The sequence below is a fragment of the Paenibacillus sp. FSL W8-0194 genome, from assembly GCF_037969745.1.
Lineage (GTDB): Bacteria > Bacillota > Bacilli > Paenibacillales > Paenibacillaceae > Paenibacillus_AQ > Paenibacillus_AQ cookii.
Window position 1 is genome coordinate 4,535,529 of sequence record NZ_CP150205.1, and the last position, 20,105, is coordinate 4,555,633.

Sequence of the window (20,105 nt, forward strand, 5' to 3'; positions counted from 1 at the left end):
CATTGATCGAAAAGTGTATTACATACCTATGCGGAACCATGGGATTAGTTGACCTATTTTTTCGCGAAAGGAGGATTGTCTTTTATCGAATGTTATAATATAGGAAATCAACCGTCTTGGAAGCAAAGGGGAATGATCATGACCGTACGGCATGAAACCGAGCTGTATGAGCCGCTGAAGGCTTTTTTCGAACAGCGGGGCTACGAAATCAAAGGAGAGGTGCGGCACTGCGATTTGGTCGGGGTGCATCCGGCGGAGGCGGAGCCCTTGATCGTGGAAATGAAAAAAACGTTCAATCTCGCGCTGCTGCTGCAGGGGATGGAACGTCTTCAGCTAAGTTCCCGCGTTTATTTGGCGGTCGAACGGAGCAGGGCCAAGCGCGGAGCTGTCAATCAGCGTTGGGGCGATATTGCGAAATTGTGCCGCAAGCTGGGATTCGGCCTCATCACGATTACGTTTTATAAAACGAAACAACCTTTTGTCGAAGTGCTCTGCGAACCGGGCGTCCAGGAGCCGGCGAAACCCGTCAGGCAAAAACGCAAGGAGCGCCTATTGTACGAGTTCCACGAACGCAGCGGGGATTATAACGTCGGCGGAAGCAGCCGGGCAAAGCTGGTTACCGCCTACCGCGAAAAAGCGCTGCGCGTCGCGCAAGCCCTGGCGGCCGCACCTCCGGAAGGCGCGTCTCCCGCCCAGCTTCGCAGCCTGACCGGCATCGGCAACGCGGCGGCCATCCTGCAGCATAATTATTACGGATGGTTTGAACGGATCAGGCGCGGCCGTTACGTGCTCTCGGCAGCCGGAACCGAAAGCCTCAAGGAATATGCCGGGGTGCTCGAAACCGCTTCTTCATCCGCGGCGGAACCGGCCGGCAAACGTTAACTCCGGGCCGTGAATTCCGAGATCGCTTCGCCGATCAAATTCATCCCGAGCAGCAGCTCATCCCGGCCGGGATGCGTGAAGTTCAGGCGGATATATCCGCTGCCGCCCCCATTCGGATAACACAATGAGCCCGGCAAAAACGCGGCGCCTTTATCCAGCGAACATTTCAGCAGGGCGACGCCGTCCAGGGCATCCGGGAGCTTTACCCACAGGAACATGCCGCCCCGGGGCACCTCGAAGCTTACTTGTTTCCACGCCGGGCGCTTCAGCAGTTCCGTCATCAGCTTGAGTCTCGTTTCGTACTCGCGGTTCAGCATCCGGATATGTTCATGGATATTAAAGGTAGAAGATTCAAGCAGATAGTGGAGAAGGCACTGGTTGAAATGGCTCGACTGCCAATCCGCCAGCTGTTTGGCCATGACCATCGTATCGATCATCTTTTTGTTGCCGGCCGCCCAGCCCGTACGAAGCGCGGGAACGACCGTTTTGCTGAAGGAGCCGATATGCAGCACCTGCCCCCCGTTTCCCGCATCGTCCAGCGAATACAGGGAGGGATGCTCGCGGTAAAACGCCTTTGCCCCGATTCCCCCGAAATGAAGGTCGCCATAGGAATTGTCCTCCACGATGAGGATTTTCCGCGATTTACATATATCCAGAACCTCCCGCCGGCGTTCCAGACTCCACAATATTCCGGTCGGATTCGTGAAGTTCGGCGATACGAGCAGAAGCTTCGGTTTCAGCCTCTCCGCTTCCTCAAGCAACCGCTCCGGGTTGATCCCCTCCGCATCCCCTTCGACCGGCACGATCGACGCTCCTTGCATCTTCAGGATTTGCAAAAATCCCGGAGCCGTCGGCTGCTCGACCAGCACCGGATCGCCAGGCTCAACGTATACGCGGGCTAAAAGGTCCATCGCCTGCTGGCTGCCGGTCGTGAGCAGCACCTGTCCCGCATGCACATCCGTTCCCTTGCGTTCCTGAAAATCCTTGCACAGCCATTCCCGAAGCGGCAAATAGCCCTGCGGCTCGCCGTATTGCAGCGCCGCAGGGCTTTTGGAAATGACGGCTGCCGCGGCAGCCTCCAGTGACGAAATCGGGAACAACTCCTCGGCGGGAAGTTCCTCGGCAAAAGAAATGAACGATTCCCGAGTAGACAGCGATCTCATGAAGTGAATCGGCGACGAAAGCATCGCCTTCGTGCGCTCCGCAAAGGAATACTGCATGATATCTCCTCCTTCTCCCAGTTCCAATCACCGGCGATCCGGTATGTATCTTCTCTTCTACATGTTATATATATCCCGGATCAATTGAAAACAGGACTTTTTTGTCTCATGGTCAGCGCGAACTTTTCGATCGCTTGGGCCCGGGTGGACACGCCGAGCTTTACGTATATTTTACGCAAATAATTGTCGATCGAACGCCGGCTGACGGAAATTTCCATCGCGATTTTATCATAGGTAATGCCCTGTACGATCCGTTCCATGATGAAAATTTCGGTTTCCGTCAAATGATACAACCCGCCGTCGATCACCGCCGGCTGCACCTGCCAAATCCCGTTTTTCAGCCAATCCATCGGCAGCATCGCAAGCCCTTCGCGCAGCCCGTCGATCATTAGCATCAATTGGGCCGCGGACGCCTGTTTCGACAAAATTCCGCTTCCGCCCAAATTGACGATCGAATGCAACAGCTTGATCCCGTCGGTATCGGTCAAAATAATCACGTGGCTGTCCGGCGACGCATGTTTGATTCTCTCCAGCAGCGTTTCCGCCGTTCCTTCCGGCATTTGGTAGTCCAAGAGCACCAGTTCCGGCTTTTGTTCGGCCACGAGCACCAGCCCTTCCTCCCAGGTGGAACCCATGCCCGTAACCCTAAGTTCTTCCCTTTCTTCTAGAATCAATTTGGTTCCCAGCATACTCGTGGGGTGACTGTCAACAATCACGACCCGCCAAACCTTCGTCATTTCGATTGAAACCCCCTGATCGATAAAAGTGGAATGAATGTTTGATCATCTGATTTATGATTAGTCATGAGCGCGTTAAATGCTTGTTTTCAGACGTATAAAAGGTAGATCGTGGCGTCAGAGGCATAATTAGGAAAATAATGTTAAACATACCATGCCCGCTCCCTGCAGCAAATAAATCTAACAAGATTGTATCGCAACGCTTCCATATGGCGCAATCTCTTTTTAGGCTTTTCTGTGACTTTAGATTCATTTTTGCGAAATTGGTAGGGGAATGTTAGAATGAGGACTGGCAAAAAAACCAATTGTAACCGGGGTGATGATATGCAAACGAACACCGATCCTTCCTCCGCCTATCAAAACCGGACAAGCCGGGGAAAATCCCCTTCCGTCATGCTCGTTTTGATCATTTGGGTATTGCTTATAGCCGCAGGCATAACCAGCGCTTATCTATACAGCAATCATATGAAGCAGGAAATGGTCCGGCAGATTCAGGCCGACACGCACAAACAAATGGATGAGCTGAAGCAAAGCTATGAAGCCAGGTTTGCGGAATTGTCCGGGGAAGTAAAAGAGCTCGAAAGCAAGGTGCAGTCGTTTAACGAGCTGCTGACGTTCACCAAAGACAACGCGACCAGCAAAACGGATAACAGCAATAAGCTGTACACCCAGCTGAACGAAGTCAAAAAACAGCTGAGCGAACTTCAGCGGAAAATGGACTTGCTGAAATGATTTCGACGAAAAAGAAAATCAACCGGTTTTTCCTGCTTGCGACCGGACCTTTTTTGGGCATGTTCGCGTTTATGTTGTTCAGCTTCAATTCGATGCATGTGGAGGTACATACGGCCTCCTACGTCCCTAAGCAAACGCTGGCGGCCCAAACGGTGCAGCTCAAGCAAAACCTGGACAAGGCCGATCAAACCGTAAAGGCGACCATTTCTTCGATTCGCAAAACTTCGGCCCTGTATAAACAGACGACCGCCGCCATGAATGCCATCGTCAAGACGGCGCAAACCCAGGCGGCGCGACCCGAGTCCATTTATAATCGCAGGATCAGCGTCAAGCTCGGTACCCCGTTCGAGCGGGTCGAAAGCAGCCGGATCCGGATCGAGCTGTACCGCGTGAATCCCGGCGTATACCAGGGGTACGCGATGAAAGTGAAGCTCAAGGACCCGGACGCCATGCAGATGGCGCTTGGCCGCGACAAAGTCGGCGGGGCGGAAACGACGCTTCAGGCCGTCAACCGGAAAGGCGCCGTGGCCGGCATCAACGCCGGAGGGTTTGCCGATAGCGGCGGCAAGCGTTACCCGCTGAGCACCACGGTGCTGAACGGAAAATACGTCAACGGATTCGAGCCCAGCTTCAAGGATCTGTTTTTTGTGGGCCTGAACGATGCTGGCAAGCTGATCGGCGGCAAATTTTCGAACCAGGCGGATTTGGATCGCCTCAAACCGAGATTCGGGGCTACGTTCGTGCCGGTTCTGCTGAAAAACGGGCAGCCGATGCCGATTCCGGAAAAATGGAAAACGTCCCCGTACCGTGCGCCGCGTACCTTGATCGGAAACTATAAGGACGACCAGCTTTTGATCCTTGTCGTCGACGGTTACAACGAAAGCGGCAGCTCCGGGGCGACTCTGCAAGAGCTTCAAAGCAAACTGTACGGGCTTGGCGTCATTGATGCCTATAATCTTGACGGCGGCGGTTCTTCTTCCCTTATTGTGAACGGAAGAGTCGTCAACCATCCGTCGGACGGCAGCCTGCGGCCGGTGCCGACCCACTTTTTATTTTTCAAATAAAACGATATTCATTTATTTTTTGCCGAAGTGTGGGTATAATATGGTTTATGAGCATGGTAGATTAGCGGGAGGTGGCCTTCATGTCGTTCTCATTAACGTTTTGGATTATTGCACTGGTGCTTGCTATGTTCCTGGCAGGCATTCTAACCGCGGCTTATAACGATGATAAGACCAAAGGCCTTTAATCCACGGCCCAAAAGGCTTCCTGAACCAGGAAGCCTTTTTTTCGTTTTCTTCAGCCGCTAAAAAAGAAACATCACGAATGCATTCGTGATGCCTGATTTTGGTCATTATGCGTGCCTTTGCAGCTGCGCCATGTCGGATTGGCACTGCCCGCAAATATAACGTTCCTTGAACTCGCTCACTTCTTCCATGGAGCCGCAGAATACGCATTTCGGACGATAACGCTCCAAAATGATATGATCTCCCTGCACCAAAATTTCGACAGGGTCCCCCTCATTCATCTGATACCGTTTTCTTAACGATTTGGGCAAGACGATTCTCCCCAGCTGATCGACTTTGCGAACTACGCCAGCAGGTTTCATAGACAAACTACACCTCTCCTATTTAACTATTCAACTTATGGGATTATAGACATGATTTGCGAACGGGGCCGAACCATCTCTACAATCGCGAAGAAAACGTCGATTCGCGCGGATTCATATGCTCGAATGCCGTCGAAGGACATTTCCCCCCTGATTAGAAAGTACTCCTTACGGCCAGGATGCCTTTTCCAATCACAAAAATATGGGTCTTTTTTAATAGTTCGATGTACGGATGTCGAATCCTGCTAACGATAAACATTTTTATTTCTTTCTTTTAGAAACTTACTTCATGCCGGGAAAATCGAGCTGGCGCAGCGCTTCGTACACGATGATCGCCGCCGAATTGGACAAATTCAAAGAGCGCACCTTGTCGGTCATCGGCATGCGGATGCAGGTGTCGGGATTCGCGGCAAGCAGCTCCGGCGGTAGTCCCTTGGTCTCTTTTCCGAACACAAGAAAATCCCCGTCCCGGAACTCGACGTCGGTATAGCGTTTGTCTGCTTTTGTCGAAGTATAGAAGAAACGGCCTTCCGGGTATTTCTCCTGCAGCTCCGCAAACGAATCATGGTATTCGATGTGAACGGCATACCAGTAATCCAGGCCCGCTCTTTTCAGCTTCGCATCATCCGTGCTGAATCCGAGCGGACGCACCAAATGCAAATGGGTGCCCGTCGCCGCGCAGGTTCTTGCGATATTTCCGGTATTGGCCGGTATTTCAGGTTCTACAAGCACGATATGCAGTGCCATAATCAATCACTCCATCCTTCAGATTCAAGATTCAAAGCGGGAAACCGCCGCCATAAAGCAACGAAAAAGCCCTTCGCCGTTGGGCGAAAGGCTGTCTGTTCCACAGGCTAAAGTCCGTTTCAGCTTGCCTTATCCATGACGCTTTTGGAAATCGGCCATGAAATCGACCAAAGCTTTGCAGCTTTCATAAGGCACCGCGTTGTAAATCGAAGCGCGCAGTCCGCCGACGCTGCGGTGACCCTTCAGGCCTACGAATCCTGCCTGCTCCGATTCCTTGATGAACTGCTTTTCGAGTTCTTCCGATGCCAGGCGGAACGTAATGTTCATGATCGAGCGGCTGCCGGCATCCACGGGACCGCGATAGAAGCCTTCGCTGCTATCGATTATATCATAAATAAGTCCCGCTTTCTTGCGGTTGGCCCGTTCGACTCCGGCAAGGCCGCCCTGCTCCTCGATCCATTTCAAAACCTCGTTCACCATATATACCGAAAAAGACGGAGGCGTGTTGTACAGAGAGTCGTTTTTCGCATGCGTGCTGTAACGAAGCATCGTCGGAATGTGGCTCGGAGAATCGGCCAGCATGGCCTCCCGGGCGATGACGACCGTAACCCCGGAAGGTCCCAGGTTTTTCTGAGCGCCCGCATAAATAAAATCGAACTGCGTCGCGTCGAATTCGCGGCACAAAATGTCGCTGGACATATCCGCGATCAGCGGCACGTTTCCGGTGGCCGGATACTGCTGGTATTGCGTCCCTTCAATCGTTTCGTTGGAGGTCACGTGCAGGTATGCCGCGTTTTCCGGAATTTCGATGCTTGCAAGATCGGGAATCTTCATATACTTGTCCGCTTCCGAAGAGGCTGCGATATGCGTTTCGCCGATCAGCTTCGCTTCCTTGATCGCTTTGTCCGCCCAGCTTCCGCTTTTGACGTAGCTTGCCGTTTTGCCTTCGGTCAAAAAGTTCATCGGAATCATCGCAAACTGCGTGCTGGCTCCCCCTTGCAAAAACAGCACCTTGTAGCCTTCGGGATTGCCGAGAAGCGACAACAGGCGGCTTTCCGCTTCATGGTGGACTTCTTCGTATACTTTGCCCCGGTGCGACATTTCCATGATGGACATGCCCGTTCCCCGAAAATCAACAAACTCCGCTTGCGCGCGCGTCAACACTTCAAGCGGCAGCGCCGCCGGCCCCGCATTGAAATTGTATGCTCTCTTGCTCACGTTAACTCTCCATCCTCTCTCTGTACTCGAATTTTTGAATTCAATGATAGCAGGTATCCGGGAAGGCATCAAGTACCAAAATGCACAAGCACCAGGTCCCGGTTTGCCATCGTTCCTTATCCCACTTTAGCATATTTCCCTAATTAAAGCTTTAAAGAATTGCAAAACGAAAGAGACTGCCCCGTGCTGGGACAGCCTTTCGCCAACATCTTCGATTAGCAGTCAAAATACAGACTATATTCATGCGGATGAATCCGGATCGATACCGCTTTGGCTTCGCCGCGTTTCAATTCGATAAAGTTATCGATGAATTCTTTCGTAAATACGCCGCCTTCAAGCAGGAACTCATGGTCCGCTTTCAGCGCGTCGAGCGCTTCGTCCAACGTGCCCGGCACGCTGCGGATTTCGGCTTTTTGCTCGTCGGAGAGCTCGTAGATGTTTTTGTCCATCGGTCCGTAGCCGAGCTCAACCGGGTTGATTTTGCGCTTGATGCCGTCGAGGCCGGCCATAAGCATCGCGGAGAAGGCCAAGTAAGGGTTGGCCGTGGAGTCCGGCGTGCGGAACTCGATGCGGCAGCCTTTCGGCGTTACGGCAGCGACCGGAATGCGGATGGCCGCGGAACGGTTGCCCTTGGAGAATACGAGGTTTACAGGCGCTTCGTAGCCCGGAACCAGACGTTTGAACGAGTTGGTCGACGGATTCGTGAGCGCAAGCAGCGCAGGCGCATGGTACAGGATGCCGCCGATGTAGTGAAGAGCCATCTCGCTCAGGTTGGCGTAGCCGCCTTTTTCATAGAATAGCGGGGTATCGCCGTCGAAAATCGATTGGTGCACGTGCATGCCGCTGCCGTTGTCGCCGAAAAGCGGTTTCGGCATGAAGGTTGCCACTTTGCCGTATTGGCGGGCCGTGTTGTGCACGATATATTTGTAGATCAGCAGGTTATCCGCTGTTTTCTTCAGGGTGTCGAAACGGAAGTTGATTTCGGCTTGGCCTGCGGTTGCCACTTCATGGTGATGGCGTTCCACGCGCAGTCCCACTTCTTCAAGCAGGCGGCACATTTCGCTGCGAATGTCCTGCTGCGTATCGACAGGAGCGACCGGCACGTATCCGCCTTTCACTCTGACCTTGAAGCCGAGGTTGCCGCCGTCTTCCTTGCGGTTCGTATTCCATGCGGCTTCTTCGGAATCCACATAGAAGGAAGAGCTGTTCATGCTGCTTTCGTAACGTACGTCATCAAAAATAAAGAACTCGGACTCCGGCGCGAAAAATGCAGCTGTTCCGATGCCGCTGGCTTGCAGATATTCCTCCGCTTTCGCCGCGATGCTGCGCGGATCGCGCTCGTAACGCTCGCCGTCCGGCGTATAGATGTTGCACATGATGTTGATGGTCGGATGTGCGGTAAACGGATCGATGAATGCCGCTTCCGGATCGGGCATCATAACCATGTCGGATTCTTCGATTCCGCGGAATCCGGCGATGGAAGAGCCGTCAAACGCAACCCCGTTTACGAACGTTTCCTCATCCACTTCTCTGGCAGGCAAAGAAATGTGATGGGCACGGCCAGACAAATCCACAAAACGAAAATCCACCCACTCAATTGCATTATCTTTGATCGTTTTCAACACATTTTCAACCGACATGTTCTCTTCCTCCCATTATCCGAACATTTACCCGCATTTTCTACGTGAACGTTCAGTATCTACTATTTATGTCGTCATTATAAAACGCAAAACCTGACATCGTCAATATCCATGTCAGGTATTTTTTTGACCTGTGTCAGGTATTCTTACACATTTGGTTTCAAGCCTATGTTATCCGCACGCAAATAGCCTGCCCACCCGGTCTGGGAGCCGGTGAGCAGGCTTGTATATCGCAAGTTATGAACCGGCCGATTAGACGACAAACGCCTCAGCCGGGGCCTTTTCCGTGTTGAAGGTGCGTCCGACGAGCGGAGCGAGCTTTTCCAAATCCTTCAGCAGCGCCGCGAATTGGTCCGGGAACAGCGACTGCACGCCGTCGCCCGTCATCGAGTTGTCGGGATCGGTATGCATCTCGATAATAAGCCCGTTGGCTCCGGCGGCCACGGATGCTTTGGACATCGGTTCCACCAGCTCGCGGCGGCCCGTGCCGTGGCTTGGATCGGAAATGACCGGGAGGTGGCTGAGCTGCTGCAGCACGGGAATCGCCGACAGGTCCAGCGTGTTGCGCGTGTAGCTCTCGAATGTGCGGATGCCGCGTTCGCACAGCATAACGTTCGGATTTCCGCCGGCAAGAATGTATTCGGCGGCATTAAGCAGCTCGTCGTAGGTCGCGCTGAAACCGCGCTTCAGAAGCACCGGCTTGCCGCAGGTTCCCAGCTTGCGCAGCAGGTCGAAGTTCTGCATGTTGCGCGTGCCGACCTGCAAAATGTCGGCGTATTCCGCACAGATATCCACGTATTCCGGCGTCATGACTTCGGTGATCGTAAGCAGGCCGTGTTTTTGCCCCGCTTCGGCCATCATGATCAGCCCCTCGACGCCGACGCCTTGGAAGCTGTACGGGCCTGTGCGCGGTTTAAATGCGCCGCCGCGCAGCACCTGTCCGCCGGCCGCTTTCACGAGTTTGGCGATTTCGTCGATTTGGGCCGCCGATTCCACGGCGCAAGGTCCGCCCATGACGACCAGCTCGTCGCCGCCGATTTTAACGCCTTTAATGTCGATCACCGTGTTTTCCGGATGGAAGTCGCGGCTTGCCAATTTATACGATTTCGTGATTTTAACGACGTTTTCGACGCCTTTCATCTGCCGCAAATGTTCGGCGATCGACGGGTCCACTTTCCCGACGAGCCCGATCACCGTACGGTCCGAGCCTTTGGAAATATGGGCCTGGAGCCCGTTCTTTTCGATGACGCGAACGATATCTTGGATTTGTTCTTCGGGAGTTGTATTGGATGTAATGACGATCATGATTACCATTCCTCTCTATTATCAGGTTGTTTATGCCGAATCGAATCCCGGAAGCCGGGTTCCGGAAAGCTTGATAAGCCGACACTCTTCAATCCGATCAATTCGGGGGTGACATTCACCTATTTGCTTAAACGCGTTTTAGCTTTTTAGCTTTTATGCTTTTAATCGATAAAGTAACAATAAACCATTTTCCGCCCCCCGTCAAGACCGGGCCATAAAATCAATTGGTTCCTGGCGTCTGGTCATCGGGGATTTTGCCGATACCTCGCGCGCTGCTTCTATCGTTTCCGCCGCTTCGTCTCGTATTTTCTAGAAAACGGACTGATGTAAGGAAATAAAAAAACAGCGGCACAAGACGTGGATCTCTTGTACCGCTGTTCCCTAATCGCTTATTTGGCATCGCTTTTTACGATCTGATGTTTTTGACCGGAGGCAAAAGCTTTTGCATGTTTACCGTCCGTTTGATTTCCCAGGTTTCTTCGTTATTCGGATCGTATTGCTCTAAATAGTTGATGACTTCTTTCGTGATCGGCGTCGGCGTCGATGCCCCCGAAGTCACCGCCACCTTGGTGACGCCCTCCAGCCATTCGCGTTTCAGCTCGGTAATGTCCGCGATCCGGTACGCTTTGACATGGGCGATCTCCTCGGAAACCTGCGCCAATCGATTCGAATTGTTGCTTCTCGGGTCGCCCACGACGATGACCAGATCGGCCTGGCCGGCCTGCTCAGCCACCGCTTCCTGCCGAACCTGCGTCGCAAGGCAAATTTCGTTATGCACTTCCGCCGACGGATACAGTTCGAGCAGCTTTTTCACGATGTGCTTGATATCCCACTGGCTCATCGTCGTCTGGTTCGTAATGACGATTTTGGAAGAAGGAATGTCCAGCTGATCGATTTCTTCTTCCTTCTCAATGAGATGCACGTGTTCCGGCGCAATGCCGATGGCGCCTTCCGGCTCGGGATGGCCTTTTTTGCCGATGTAAATAATCTCGTATCCGTCCGCTACCTTCTCGCGGATCAAATCATGCGTTTTCGTTACGTCCGGGCAAGTCGCATCGACCGTCGTCAGTCCCTTTTCCCGGGCAATACGCCGTACTTCGGGCGAAACGCCGTGGGCGGTGAAAATGACCGTCCCTTTATCCACCTGGTTCAAAATGTCCAAGCGGTTGGTTCCGTCGAGCGTGATGATGCCTTCGTCTTCGAAAGAGTTCGTCACATGGCTGTTATGAACAATCATGCCGAGAATATATATAGGCCGCGGGAGATCCAGGTTCTGGGCCGCCTGGCGCGCAAGCACCATGGCGTCCACGACGCCGTAGCAGTATCCGCGCGGTGATATTTTAATAACTTCCATGCCTGACTTCACCTGCTTTCCTTATGCTGTTTCAGCTAACATCTATTCATTATACCCTATTCGAGTGGCGTCGGAAAGACGATCGGCAGCCAGATGATAAACGTCGTCCCTTCTCCGAGGCGCGTCACGACCTCCACCGAACCTTCCAGCTCGTCGATGATCCATTTGGCGATGGACAAGCCGAGGCCGATGCCTTCCGTCACGCCGCGCGATTGGTCGGCCCGGTAGAAGCGGTCGAAAATATGCGGCACTTCTTCTTTGTCCATGCCGATGCCGGTATCGGATATCCGAATGCCTACCTGGTTTTTGTAAATAAAGGCATCGAACACGACCTGGCCTTCCGGCGTATATTTGAACGCGTTTTCGATAAAAATGAACAGCATTTGCTGCATGTAATCCTTGTTGCCGTTAATATAAACGCCGTTCAGGACGGAAAAGTCCCCCGTAATCCATTCGGCCGTGCGCGGCAGCATTTTGGCCCGGCGGGCCACTTCCTCGACGAGAATTTCCAGCGGCACCGGCTGCTTCTCGAAGGTCCGCCCGGTATCGGCGCGGGCCAACGACAGCATATCGCTGACCAGCCTGCTCATCCGCTTCGATTCGTCCGCGATGTCGCTGACCGCTTCGAGCGTCATCTGATGCATGGTCTCTTCATCCAGATTCGGCCGTTCGGAATCGTCCTTGGACCACATCTTTTGCAGCAGATCGACGTTGCCCCGGATCGTCGTGAGCGGCGTGCGCAGCTCATGGGACGCGTCCGAGACGAACCGACGCTGCGCGGCGTAGGATTCCTCCAAGTTTTTATAAAAGCCTTCCATCCGGCCCAGCATGTTGTTGACCGTATTGATCAGCTGCCCGATCTCGTCCTGCGGCCCGTCGTAAGCGATTCGGACGCTCAGGTCTGAGCCCTTCTGGATTTGGTCGGCCGCTTCGATGACTTTCCCGATCGGGGCTATCGACTTGCGGGCGAGGAACAAGCCGAAGGTGGTAGCCATGAGTACCATGATGGTGGCGCTGATGATCAATATGGAACGGAGAAGGCTTAGCAATTCCTCCTCGTGACCGGTCCAAACGGCGAGTTGCAAAAATCCGATTAACTGATTCTGAACAACAACCGGCTTTTGATAGACCATAAAAGGATTGCCGTTTAAGCGGAAGGTCTCAAATGTATCGACGTTAAAAGCATTCTTTGCGGAAGGGACGGGAAAGGTCTTTTTCATCCTCCCCAAATTTTCCGTGATCAGGTCGCGATTATTATTATAATCATGCAACTGTCCAAAGATCTGGGATGATTGAAAACCCGAAGTTGCAGACAACCCGCCAATATCAAATTTTAATTCACCTTGGGAAATGTACAACACCAGATTAGGCTGAATTTGTTTGCTCTGCTCTTCAAGATTGCTCTTCACTTTAGAAAAAGTATAAAAATGAACCACCCCATACACGGCAGAGCCAAACAAGATCAGCGTCACGGCCAAGATGCACGTATACCAGGCTGTCAGCCGGAGTCGTATGGACATGTTTAGGAGTCACCTCTCAGAATATAGCCGGCCCCCCGAATCGTCTGGATTACGCGTTTGCCTCCATGTTCCTCGGTTTTTTGCCGCAGCATCGCGATGTAGACCTCAAGCACGTTGGATTCGCCGCTGTAATCGTAGCCCCAAATTTTATCCATGATGAGGTCGCGGGACAACACGCGTTTCGGATTTTGCATAAACAGATGCAGCAGCTCGAATTCCTTCGCAGTCAGCTCCAGACGCTGGCCGCCGCGGAGCACCTCCCGGGAATCGACGTCAAGCACGATGTCCTCGAAGGTCAAGCGATGGTCTTCCGCTTCCTCCTGGCCGGGCTTCCGCCGCAGCAATGCGCGAACACGGGCCAAAAGCTCCTCAAGCGCAAACGGTTTGACCAAATAATCGTCGGCGCCAAGATCCAGCCCTTTCACGCGGTGCTCGATCTCGTCTTTCGCCGTCAGCATCAGGATCGGCACGCGGATTCCGCCTTCGCGCAAACGGCGGCACACCTCGAATCCATCCACCTGCGGCATCATCACGTCGAGGATCACCAGATCGGGTTCGCTGTTCAACACGCTTTTTAACCCTTCCGCTCCGTTGCTGGCCGTAATAATATCGTACCCTTCAAACGCAAGCCCTCTGCGCAGCATGGAAATGATTTTTTCGTCGTCGTCAATTATCAATACTTTCGATCGCATAAACGGATGGCTCCTTTATTTCTTAACTAAGTTCGTTGTTATTTCTATTGTAGCAGTGAAGTTTTGCGTTTGCATCCTTGTACGCCAACAGCGGAAGGGACCTTCCCTTCCGCTGTTGATTGTAGCCTTCCGATGATCACTGATTGCTGTCTTCAGAAGGAATGTTGTATTTGTTTTTGTCGCCGATGGTGACTTGCATATCCATCTTTTTGCCGTTGCGGACGACATGAAGCGTAACTTTCGCGCCAACTTTTTGTTTTTGGATATAATTTACCAAATCGGTGTTGGTTTTAACGCTCGTGCCGTCCACGCCGGTAATAATGTCATATGGGCGCAAATCAGCTTCATATGCAGGCGATCTAAACGTCACTTCCGCAACCACGCTTCCTTCCGTAATGTCCGTTCCCATCTGTTTGGCTACTTCATCCGTCAAAGTAATCAGCTTGACGCCAATAAACGGTTCCGGATCTTTCGGAATTTCCTGGTTGTTTTCAAGCTTCTGAACGACGTTTTTGATCGTGCTCGCCGGGATGGCAAACCCGATGCCTTGCGAATCTTTGCTGACGGCGACGTTCATGCCGATGACTTCGCCGTTCAGGTTCAGAAGCGGACCGCCGGAGTTGCCGGGGTTGATGGAAGCGTCGGTTTGCAGCAGATGCTGGTATTTTCTCGTATCCGAACCGTTATCGTCGCCAACGTCGATCGTACGCTCGCGGGCGCTGAGAACCCCTGTCGTAACCGAGTGGTCAAAACCTTGCGGGTTGCCGATCGCAACGACCGGCTGACCGACTTTCATGTTGCTGGAATCGCCGAGCGGCACGACCGGGAAGTCCTTGCTGCCTTCGATTTTCAGCACGGCAAGGTCAAGATCCTTGGATTTGCCGAGCAGTTTGGCTTCATACGTTTTGCTATCGTTTTCGATCGTTACCTGGATGACATCCGCGTTTTCAATGACGTGCTCATTCGTTAAAATGTAGCCGTCTTTTTTATAGATGAATCCGGAGCCGATGCCGTACGGAACCAGCTGCGATTTTCCTTGATTCTGCGAATTTTGGCCGGATCCGGAATCCCCACCGTTGTTGCCGTAATAATCGCTCTCACCGCCGAAGAAGAACGAAAACGGATCGTTCATAAACGGCGATTGGGACTGCGAGTTCCGGCTGTTCGATTTCACGAGCGTTTCGATCTTCACGACTGCCGGTCCGGCTTGTTCCACGACGCCCGAGACGTCAAGCGGCTTGTTCAACGGAAGCGAAGCGGGTTGATTGCTGCCGTTGCTGTTTTCCGGAGCCGCCGTTACCGGCGCGCTGGTTTGCTCTCCAGACTGGGCGGCCGTGTCCGGCGTAAACAGGTTCATCCGGTCGGATGTAAACATGAGCGCCGAAATGACGACCACGCCGGCCAGGAACGAAATCAACACCGTTTTGACGGAAGTTTTCTGCGGCGGCTTCTGGTTAAATTGCCAGTTGCCGCCGCCCCCTCCCGTTCCGCCGGGATTGCCGGAGTCGGCCGATGAACGGTATGCATTTGCTGTCGGGAGCGGCCGGACCGGATTCGGAGGCGTAATTTCGACGTCCTCCTGTCTGCCGTGGCTTTCGGCGCCATGCTGTTCGGCGCGATCCTTGCCGATCGACTGAAACGGTCCATAGGAATAATAATATGAAGAACCCGATTCGGAAGATCCTTGACGTTTGACGCCGTCGTTTTGAAATTCGTCTTCAGGTTGACCCGATCTGTTTCTTTCGTCCATAATAATGCCTCCTGTGCACCCTTGTTATATATCAATTTCGTAGGGGAATTGTTTATCTGTATATATGATGTACTATAAACCTTAACCACAGATTAAAAACAATTAAAAAGGAGATAAGAAAAACAAGATCGATGTAATTTCAAAGTCGACAGACCGCGTTCAGAGGTTGTTTTTCTTGCGAAATCAGGATGCTCCCCACGGGGTAATTTCAAACTGATTTCTAAAAGAAAAAGGATCGACGAATTTCCTTGGGAGCCAGACCGCATTTAAAAGGTGGTTTTTCTTGCGAAATCAGGACGCTCTCCACGGGGCAATTTCAAACTGATTTCTAAAAGAAAAAGGATCGACGAATTTCCTTGGGAGCCAGACCGCGTTCAGAGGTTGTTTTTCTTGCGAAATCAGGACGCTCTCCACAGGGTAATTTCAAACTGATTTCTAAAAGAAAAAGGATCGACGAATTTCCTTGGGAGCCGGACCGCTCTCATTTACCCTCCCTGCACCCATCCTTTGCGGTGCGCGTAAATGGCCAGCTGCGTCCGGTCCTCCAGCTCGCATTTCATCAGCAGGTTGCTGACGTGGGTTTTGACGGTTTTGATGCTGATGTGCAGCTCTTCGGCGATCTCTTTGTTGCTTTTGCCTTCGGCGATCAGAAGCAGCACCTCTTTCTCCCGTTCGGTGAGCCCGGAGGAATCGCCCTGGACGGTACGCTGCCGAATGCCGCGGGCCAGCGCCTGCGACACGTCGCCGGTCATGACCGGCATGCCGCGGTTGGCGCCCTGAAGGGCATAGATCAGCTCATCCGCCGACACGGTTTTTAGCACGTAGCTGACGGCGCCGGCCTCCACCGCATCCACGACAAGCTCATCCTCGAGAAAGCTGGTCAAAATGACGATTTTCATGGCGGGGAATTCGGCCAAAACCGCCCGGGTCGTTTCCACGCCGTTCATCACCGGCATCATCAAATCCATCAGGATCAGATCGGGAAACTGCTCGGGCGCGGCGTTTTTCAGCCAATCGACCACCTTGGAGCCGTTGTCCGCTTCGCCCACGACCTCGATGGACGGCTCCAGCATCAAATACGTCTTCAGCCCCATCCGCACCATTTCATGATCGTCGACGATCATCACTTTCAAAACATCCGTCATTGTTCCTCATCCTCTCCCTGTGGTTGTTCCCCGTTCATTCCTTCCACAAATTTAGGTATATGTACGCGAATCGTCGTTCCGGAACCTTGACGGCTGATGATTTCCACTTTTCCGCCCAATTTCTCGGCGCGCTCCTGCATCGTGGACAAACCGTAAGATCCCGTCTTATGCGGCACCTCGTTAAAACCCTGTCCGTCATCGCTAATGCTGAGCACGACCTGTCTTTGCTCTTCGCGCAGCGACATGCTGACCAGACGCGCATGGGCATGTTTTACGATGTTCGCCATCGCCTCTTGGATAATCAAAAACAGCTGATGTTCGATCGCTTCGGACAATTTGCCCTGCAGTTCGACTTCCTTCATCCCTTTGAGCGCGTTTTGGCGGCAGTAATCCGGGAACCATACCTCGAGCGCATCCTCCAGGTTTTTGCCTTCAAGCTCAACCGGGCGGAGCTGGGCGATCAGCGCCCGCATCTGCTTTTGCGCCATCTGGGACATGAAAATCAGCTGATCCATCACCACTTGCCCCTGCTGGGCATTCCGTTCCAACACTTTGGGAAGCGAGGAGGCGGACATATGAATGGCGAACAGCTGCTGGCTGACCGTATCATGCAAGTCCCGCGCCATGCGCCGGCGTTCCTCCAAAACGGCCCGTTCGGCTGCTTTTTCCTTTTCCACGACCTCCTGCTCGCCCATCCGCTGCAGCAGCATCATTTTTTTCTCCATCGCATCCATCAGGTTGTCGAACTCATGGTACAGCCGCGCAAAGGTCGGGTCATCGCACTCCCCGATCCGTACGGATAAATTGCCTTTGGCCACTTGCAACATGTTGTATTCAAGAACGTCGACCCTCCGCTGGATCCGCTGGCCGGCCACATAGCCGATCATGATCGACAACAGCAGGAAGCCCAGGCTTGTGTAGACCCAAACCCAGGTTCCCTTTACGACCAGATATCCGCTGTCCGCCCCGATCACGAGCACCGCGCTCATCAACAGGCCAGTCAGAATAAAATAAAACAGCAGCACCCACTTCGTATTTTTCATAATATTCCGCATGCGCTTAACCCACTTTGTTCACTTTAATGTCCCCGATAAACGCGCTGACATGAATCCGGATTTTTTTCCGGGCTTCCTTGTAAAACGGGGTTTTCGTCTGTACGCTGCTCATGAATCCGCTGCGTGATTCGTTAAGCACCGACATGTCGCCGATAAACGAGCTGGTATGGATGGAAATCCCGAGGTCCGTATCGTCGGGCACGTACACCTTGATGTCGCCGATGAACGCCGAAATGTTGATTTTCGTCTCGCCGTAAGGAATATGCGCGTTCGTCAAATCCAGGACCGTATCCCCGATGAATTGCGACAGATTCGTCGGCTTCAATTGGAAGTAATCGCGTCCCAGGTGAATGTCGCCGATAAACGAGGACCGGTTGATTTTCCCGCCGTCGTGGTCATGTCCGTCCCATTCGCCATGGTGGCGGTGATGGTGGCGGTGTTGGTGCCGGGCTTCCTGTCTCATCTCCCGATATTGTTTTTTTTGCTCGCGGTATCTTTTTTTATATTGCTTGTATCGATCCTTCTCATCATCGTCGTCCATGTCGTCCGGATCAAAGTCATCGTCGTCATCAAAGCCCGCATCGGCATGGGTCGTTTTGTGCTCGGCCTGCTGTTTCGTGTACGGAATGCCGAACTTTTCCTCGAATTGCTGGTCCAATGTCGACTTTGCAGTCAAATCCTCCGGTTCGGGCGGGTCGGGCGTAAACGCCGGCGGCTCAACCGTCTGATTCGGCCGGGACGGCGGCTTGCTGTCATTCGGTTTGAAGATGACGTACAAGCCCGCCAGGATCAGCAGAGACGGGATGATAATTTTAAAGAAGCTGCCCGGGGTCACCCAATCCCAGCCTTCGTTCCTTCCCAGAAAATAAGTTCCGAACAGCAGCAGGATGGCCGCTCCCGCAAAGGCTCTCCGCCCTTTCAGCAATTCCTTGACGCCAAGGACAATGAGTATGACGGGCCAATAATGCTTGAATACGTAACCGAGACTGATATCAATGACGTTCAGCTGGTTCAACAGGAAAATCACGCCGATCCCGATCAGGACGACGCCGCCGAACAGCCGGTCCAACCATCGTTTTTTCATAAGCCGTATCTCCTTTAAACAGTCAACTTAGGGGGCTGGATTTCGCTCCAAGCCTCTTCTGCAGCTTTGATCTAAGTGTACAACAGGTTGGCGTAAGAACGATAGCGGCGCGGGAATGAAATCGTCCTCCGTCCCGGGACCGAGGCAAATGGTACAGATTTACAAAAAAATAAAACACCCGCCCTTTCAGGCGGATGTTTATGCTTCGATATGTTCCTTAAGCTTGGTCAGTCGGTTTGAATTCTTCGTCAAACTTCTCGTTTGGCGTTTTGTAGCTGCTGCTGCCTGCGCTTCCTGCGCTGCCAGCACCACCGCTACGAGCTGCGCCAGTCGTTTGCGTCGTAGGCGTGTTCGCAGTGTCTTCGCCAAATTCCGTTTTGAACTTTTCGTTCGGAGTCAAATAGCTGCCTTGTTGTTGCTTTTTCATGGCCGTTTCACCTCCCTGAGCTTGTCGTAAACGGCAAACCTCGGTTGCCGGGGGGTTTTTTCCCCAGTCAGTAGTATGTGAAATGCCAAGAAAATTATGCAGCGGCAGTCGCTCTAAATGACTTCTTCCAGCAATGAAGCCGGAACCGACTTATAGGTCTGAATCGCTTTGCCCAGCGTATTCAGCATTTTTTCGTTGCACTTGCCGTTGCCGCGTTTGATGACCTGCACCTCGACCTCTTTTTTGCCCCATTCCTTATAAACCTGCTTGGTCGTATCGAAATACAGGTCGATTTTCCGTCCCTTAATGGCGGAGCCGACGTCGGCGACGATCGCGTACCCGTAACCGGGAATGTACAAAATGGTGCCCAGCGGAAACACGCGCGGATCGGCCGCAATCGTCGAGATCGTGTTTTTGTCCCTCCGCACCTTCACGCCGGAGTAGGTAATGCCGTATTGCGGGTGCGAAGGGCGTTTGCCCGTGGACTCGTAACCGGCGGTATAACCCGTTGCCATGACTTTGACGGTATGGATGACCTGCTCTCTCCTAGGAGCCGTCACCGCAACCGCCCCCTGCTTTTTCGCCGGGACCTTTGTTTCGGGTTTCGTCATTGCAGGCCATGCCTTCGCGGCAAATTTGGGCAACTCGTTCTGGGACTTCGCGGCGAATTGCGACGCTTTGCTCTTATTGAGATCGACGATCATGAACATTTCCGGGTTCGAAGCATATTTTAACGGTTTCAGATAATAATCGTTTTTTGAAGCAATCATCGAATTGGGGTTGCTGTCCTCGACGTAAGACGGCATCATCGAAAACGACCCCGCATACAGACTCGGCGTTTCCGCGAACAACCCGACCAAAAGTATGCAAAACAAAATCCTCTGCCATGTTTTTACCTTCATCATTGAAAATCCTCCCCCTTTACTTCCGAGGATGTCCAGATGATTTGGCGTTTATACATGAATGTTGAACCTGAGGTTCAAGGCAG

Annotated in this window: 19 protein-coding genes; 3 read left to right on the plus strand and 16 right to left on the minus strand. The window is 52.7% G+C overall.

Annotated elements, in window-relative coordinates:
- Nucleotides 1–138: 138 nt before the first annotated feature.
- Nucleotides 139–882 (plus strand): DUF2161 family putative PD-(D/E)XK-type phosphodiesterase, encoded by a 744-nt coding sequence (locus MKY58_RS20640; protein ID WP_339321895.1) that lies wholly within the window; start codon nt 139–141, stop codon nt 880–882.
- On the opposite strand, the gene MKY58_RS20645 is transcribed toward MKY58_RS20640, so the two are convergent.
- A complete protein-coding gene (locus tag MKY58_RS20645) occupies nt 879–2,102 on the minus strand; it encodes a PLP-dependent aminotransferase family protein (protein ID WP_339321896.1) in 1,224 nt (407 codons plus the stop codon). The two genes, MKY58_RS20640 and MKY58_RS20645, sit on opposite strands and share 4 nt — an antisense overlap.
- An 80-nt stretch (nt 2,103–2,182) precedes the next feature.
- Nucleotides 2,183–2,839 (minus strand): response regulator transcription factor, encoded by a 657-nt coding sequence (locus MKY58_RS20650; protein ID WP_036714954.1) that lies wholly within the window; start codon nt 2,837–2,839, stop codon nt 2,183–2,185.
- Nucleotides 2,840–3,163: 324 nt separating this feature from the next.
- Between MKY58_RS20650 and MKY58_RS20655 the strand changes: the two genes are divergently transcribed.
- Together MKY58_RS20655 and MKY58_RS20660 are read left to right on the plus strand one after the other, a co-directional pair.
- Nucleotides 3,164–3,571: a hypothetical protein gene (locus MKY58_RS20655; protein WP_339321897.1), complete on the plus strand. Its 408-nt coding sequence runs from the start codon at nt 3,164–3,166 to the stop codon at nt 3,569–3,571.
- Nucleotides 3,568–4,635 carry a phosphodiester glycosidase family protein gene (locus MKY58_RS20660; protein WP_339321898.1) on the plus strand — a complete coding sequence of 356 codons (1,068 nt, stop codon included), beginning with the start codon at nt 3,568–3,570 and terminating at the stop codon, nt 4,633–4,635. Before MKY58_RS20655 ends, MKY58_RS20660 begins: the two co-directional genes overlap by 4 nt.
- Nucleotides 4,636–4,925: 290 nt before the next feature.
- On the opposite strand, the gene MKY58_RS20665 is transcribed toward MKY58_RS20660, so the two are convergent.
- The 14 genes from MKY58_RS20665 to MKY58_RS20730 form a co-directional block, all read right to left on the minus strand.
- Nucleotides 4,926–5,180: an AbrB/MazE/SpoVT family DNA-binding domain-containing protein gene (locus MKY58_RS20665; protein ID WP_036714958.1), complete on the minus strand. Its 255-nt coding sequence runs from the start codon at nt 5,178–5,180 to the stop codon at nt 4,926–4,928.
- 282 nt (nt 5,181–5,462) lie between these two features.
- Entirely contained in the window at nt 5,463–5,927 is a 465-nt protein-coding gene (gene trmL, locus MKY58_RS20670; protein ID WP_339321899.1) for a tRNA (uridine(34)/cytosine(34)/5-carboxymethylaminomethyluridine(34)-2'-O)-methyltransferase TrmL, read from the minus strand.
- A gap of 129 nt (nt 5,928–6,056) precedes the next feature.
- A complete protein-coding gene (serC, locus tag MKY58_RS20675; RefSeq protein WP_036714961.1) occupies nt 6,057–7,145 on the minus strand; it encodes a 3-phosphoserine/phosphohydroxythreonine transaminase in 1,089 nt (362 codons plus the stop codon).
- Between the two features lie 215 nt (nt 7,146–7,360).
- Nucleotides 7,361–8,785, minus strand: coding sequence for a type I glutamate--ammonia ligase (glnA, locus tag MKY58_RS20680; protein ID WP_036714962.1), 1,425 nt, complete (start codon nt 8,783–8,785; stop codon nt 7,361–7,363).
- Nucleotides 8,786–9,037: 252 nt separating this feature from the next.
- Nucleotides 9,038–10,090: a 3-deoxy-7-phosphoheptulonate synthase gene (aroF, locus tag MKY58_RS20685; RefSeq protein WP_339321900.1), complete on the minus strand. Its 1,053-nt coding sequence runs from the start codon at nt 10,088–10,090 to the stop codon at nt 9,038–9,040.
- 406 nt (nt 10,091–10,496) lie between these two features.
- Nucleotides 10,497–11,444 (minus strand): 4-hydroxy-3-methylbut-2-enyl diphosphate reductase, encoded by a 948-nt coding sequence (locus MKY58_RS20690; RefSeq protein ID WP_339321901.1) that lies wholly within the window; start codon nt 11,442–11,444, stop codon nt 10,497–10,499.
- Between the two features lie 56 nt (nt 11,445–11,500).
- Nucleotides 11,501–12,964, minus strand: coding sequence for a HAMP domain-containing sensor histidine kinase (locus tag MKY58_RS20695; RefSeq protein ID WP_339321902.1), 1,464 nt, complete (start codon nt 12,962–12,964; stop codon nt 11,501–11,503).
- 2 nt (nt 12,965–12,966) lie between these two features.
- Nucleotides 12,967–13,656 (minus strand): response regulator transcription factor, encoded by a 690-nt coding sequence (locus MKY58_RS20700; protein WP_036714965.1) that lies wholly within the window; start codon nt 13,654–13,656, stop codon nt 12,967–12,969.
- A 136-nt stretch (nt 13,657–13,792) separates the two neighbouring features.
- Nucleotides 13,793–15,406 carry a trypsin-like peptidase domain-containing protein gene (locus tag MKY58_RS20705; RefSeq protein ID WP_339321903.1) on the minus strand — a complete coding sequence of 538 codons (1,614 nt, stop codon included), beginning with the start codon at nt 15,404–15,406 and terminating at the stop codon, nt 13,793–13,795.
- Nucleotides 15,407–15,891: 485 nt separating this feature from the next.
- Complete coding sequence (locus MKY58_RS20710; protein ID WP_339321904.1) at nt 15,892–16,551, minus strand: response regulator transcription factor; 660 nt, start codon at nt 16,549–16,551, stop codon at nt 15,892–15,894.
- The gene (locus tag MKY58_RS20715) at nt 16,548–17,594 is read right to left on the minus strand and encodes a sensor histidine kinase (protein ID WP_339321905.1); all 1,047 of its coding nucleotides are present in this window, start codon (nt 17,592–17,594) and stop codon (nt 16,548–16,550) included. Before MKY58_RS20715 ends, MKY58_RS20710 begins: the two co-directional genes overlap by 4 nt.
- A 16-nt stretch (nt 17,595–17,610) precedes the next feature.
- Nucleotides 17,611–18,690, minus strand: a complete 1,080-nt coding sequence (liaF, locus tag MKY58_RS20720; protein WP_339321906.1) for a cell wall-active antibiotics response protein LiaF — start codon at nt 18,688–18,690, stop codon at nt 17,611–17,613.
- Between the two features lie 217 nt (nt 18,691–18,907).
- Nucleotides 18,908–19,117, minus strand: a complete 210-nt coding sequence (locus MKY58_RS20725; RefSeq protein WP_339321907.1) for a hypothetical protein — start codon at nt 19,115–19,117, stop codon at nt 18,908–18,910.
- 113 nt (nt 19,118–19,230) lie between these two features.
- A complete protein-coding gene (locus MKY58_RS20730; protein WP_339321908.1) occupies nt 19,231–20,022 on the minus strand; it encodes a 3D domain-containing protein in 792 nt (263 codons plus the stop codon).
- Nucleotides 20,023–20,105: the final 83 nt, after the last annotated feature.

What these genes read in the sequence shown, in the direction of transcription:
- MKY58_RS20695 (WP_339321902.1), bottom strand. Translation starts at nt 12,964, where the DNA reads ATGTCCATACGACTCCGGCTGACAGCCTGGTATACGTGCATCTTGGCC.
- MKY58_RS20725 (WP_339321907.1), bottom strand. Translation starts at nt 19,117, where the DNA reads ATGAAAAAGCAACAACAAGGCAGCTATTTGACTCCGAACGAAAAGTTC.
- MKY58_RS20640 (WP_339321895.1), top strand. Translation starts at nt 139, where the DNA reads ATGACCGTACGGCATGAAACCGAGCTGTATGAGCCGCTGAAGGCTTTT.
- MKY58_RS20650 (WP_036714954.1), bottom strand. Translation starts at nt 2,839, where the DNA reads ATGACGAAGGTTTGGCGGGTCGTGATTGTTGACAGTCACCCCACGAGT.
- liaF (WP_339321906.1), bottom strand. Translation starts at nt 18,690, where the DNA reads ATGAAAAAACGATGGTTGGACCGGCTGTTCGGCGGCGTCGTCCTGATC.
- MKY58_RS20705 (WP_339321903.1), bottom strand. Translation starts at nt 15,406, where the DNA reads ATGGACGAAAGAAACAGATCGGGTCAACCTGAAGACGAATTTCAAAAC.
- MKY58_RS20655 (WP_339321897.1), top strand. Translation starts at nt 3,164, where the DNA reads ATGCAAACGAACACCGATCCTTCCTCCGCCTATCAAAACCGGACAAGC.
- MKY58_RS20700 (WP_036714965.1), bottom strand. Translation starts at nt 13,656, where the DNA reads ATGCGATCGAAAGTATTGATAATTGACGACGACGAAAAAATCATTTCC.
- MKY58_RS20730 (WP_339321908.1), bottom strand. Translation starts at nt 20,022, where the DNA reads ATGATGAAGGTAAAAACATGGCAGAGGATTTTGTTTTGCATACTTTTG.
- MKY58_RS20660 (WP_339321898.1), top strand. Translation starts at nt 3,568, where the DNA reads ATGATTTCGACGAAAAAGAAAATCAACCGGTTTTTCCTGCTTGCGACC.
- MKY58_RS20710 (WP_339321904.1), bottom strand. Translation starts at nt 16,551, where the DNA reads ATGACGGATGTTTTGAAAGTGATGATCGTCGACGATCATGAAATGGTG.
- trmL (WP_339321899.1), bottom strand. Translation starts at nt 5,927, where the DNA reads ATGGCACTGCATATCGTGCTTGTAGAACCTGAAATACCGGCCAATACC.
- MKY58_RS20665 (WP_036714958.1), bottom strand. Translation starts at nt 5,180, where the DNA reads ATGAAACCTGCTGGCGTAGTTCGCAAAGTCGATCAGCTGGGGAGAATC.
- aroF (WP_339321900.1), bottom strand. Translation starts at nt 10,090, where the DNA reads ATGATCGTCATTACATCCAATACAACTCCCGAAGAACAAATCCAAGAT.
- MKY58_RS20645 (WP_339321896.1), bottom strand. Translation starts at nt 2,102, where the DNA reads ATGCAGTATTCCTTTGCGGAGCGCACGAAGGCGATGCTTTCGTCGCCG.
- glnA (WP_036714962.1), bottom strand. Translation starts at nt 8,785, where the DNA reads ATGTCGGTTGAAAATGTGTTGAAAACGATCAAAGATAATGCAATTGAG.
- MKY58_RS20715 (WP_339321905.1), bottom strand. Translation starts at nt 17,594, where the DNA reads ATGAAAAATACGAAGTGGGTGCTGCTGTTTTATTTTATTCTGACTGGC.
- MKY58_RS20690 (WP_339321901.1), bottom strand. Translation starts at nt 11,444, where the DNA reads ATGGAAGTTATTAAAATATCACCGCGCGGATACTGCTACGGCGTCGTG.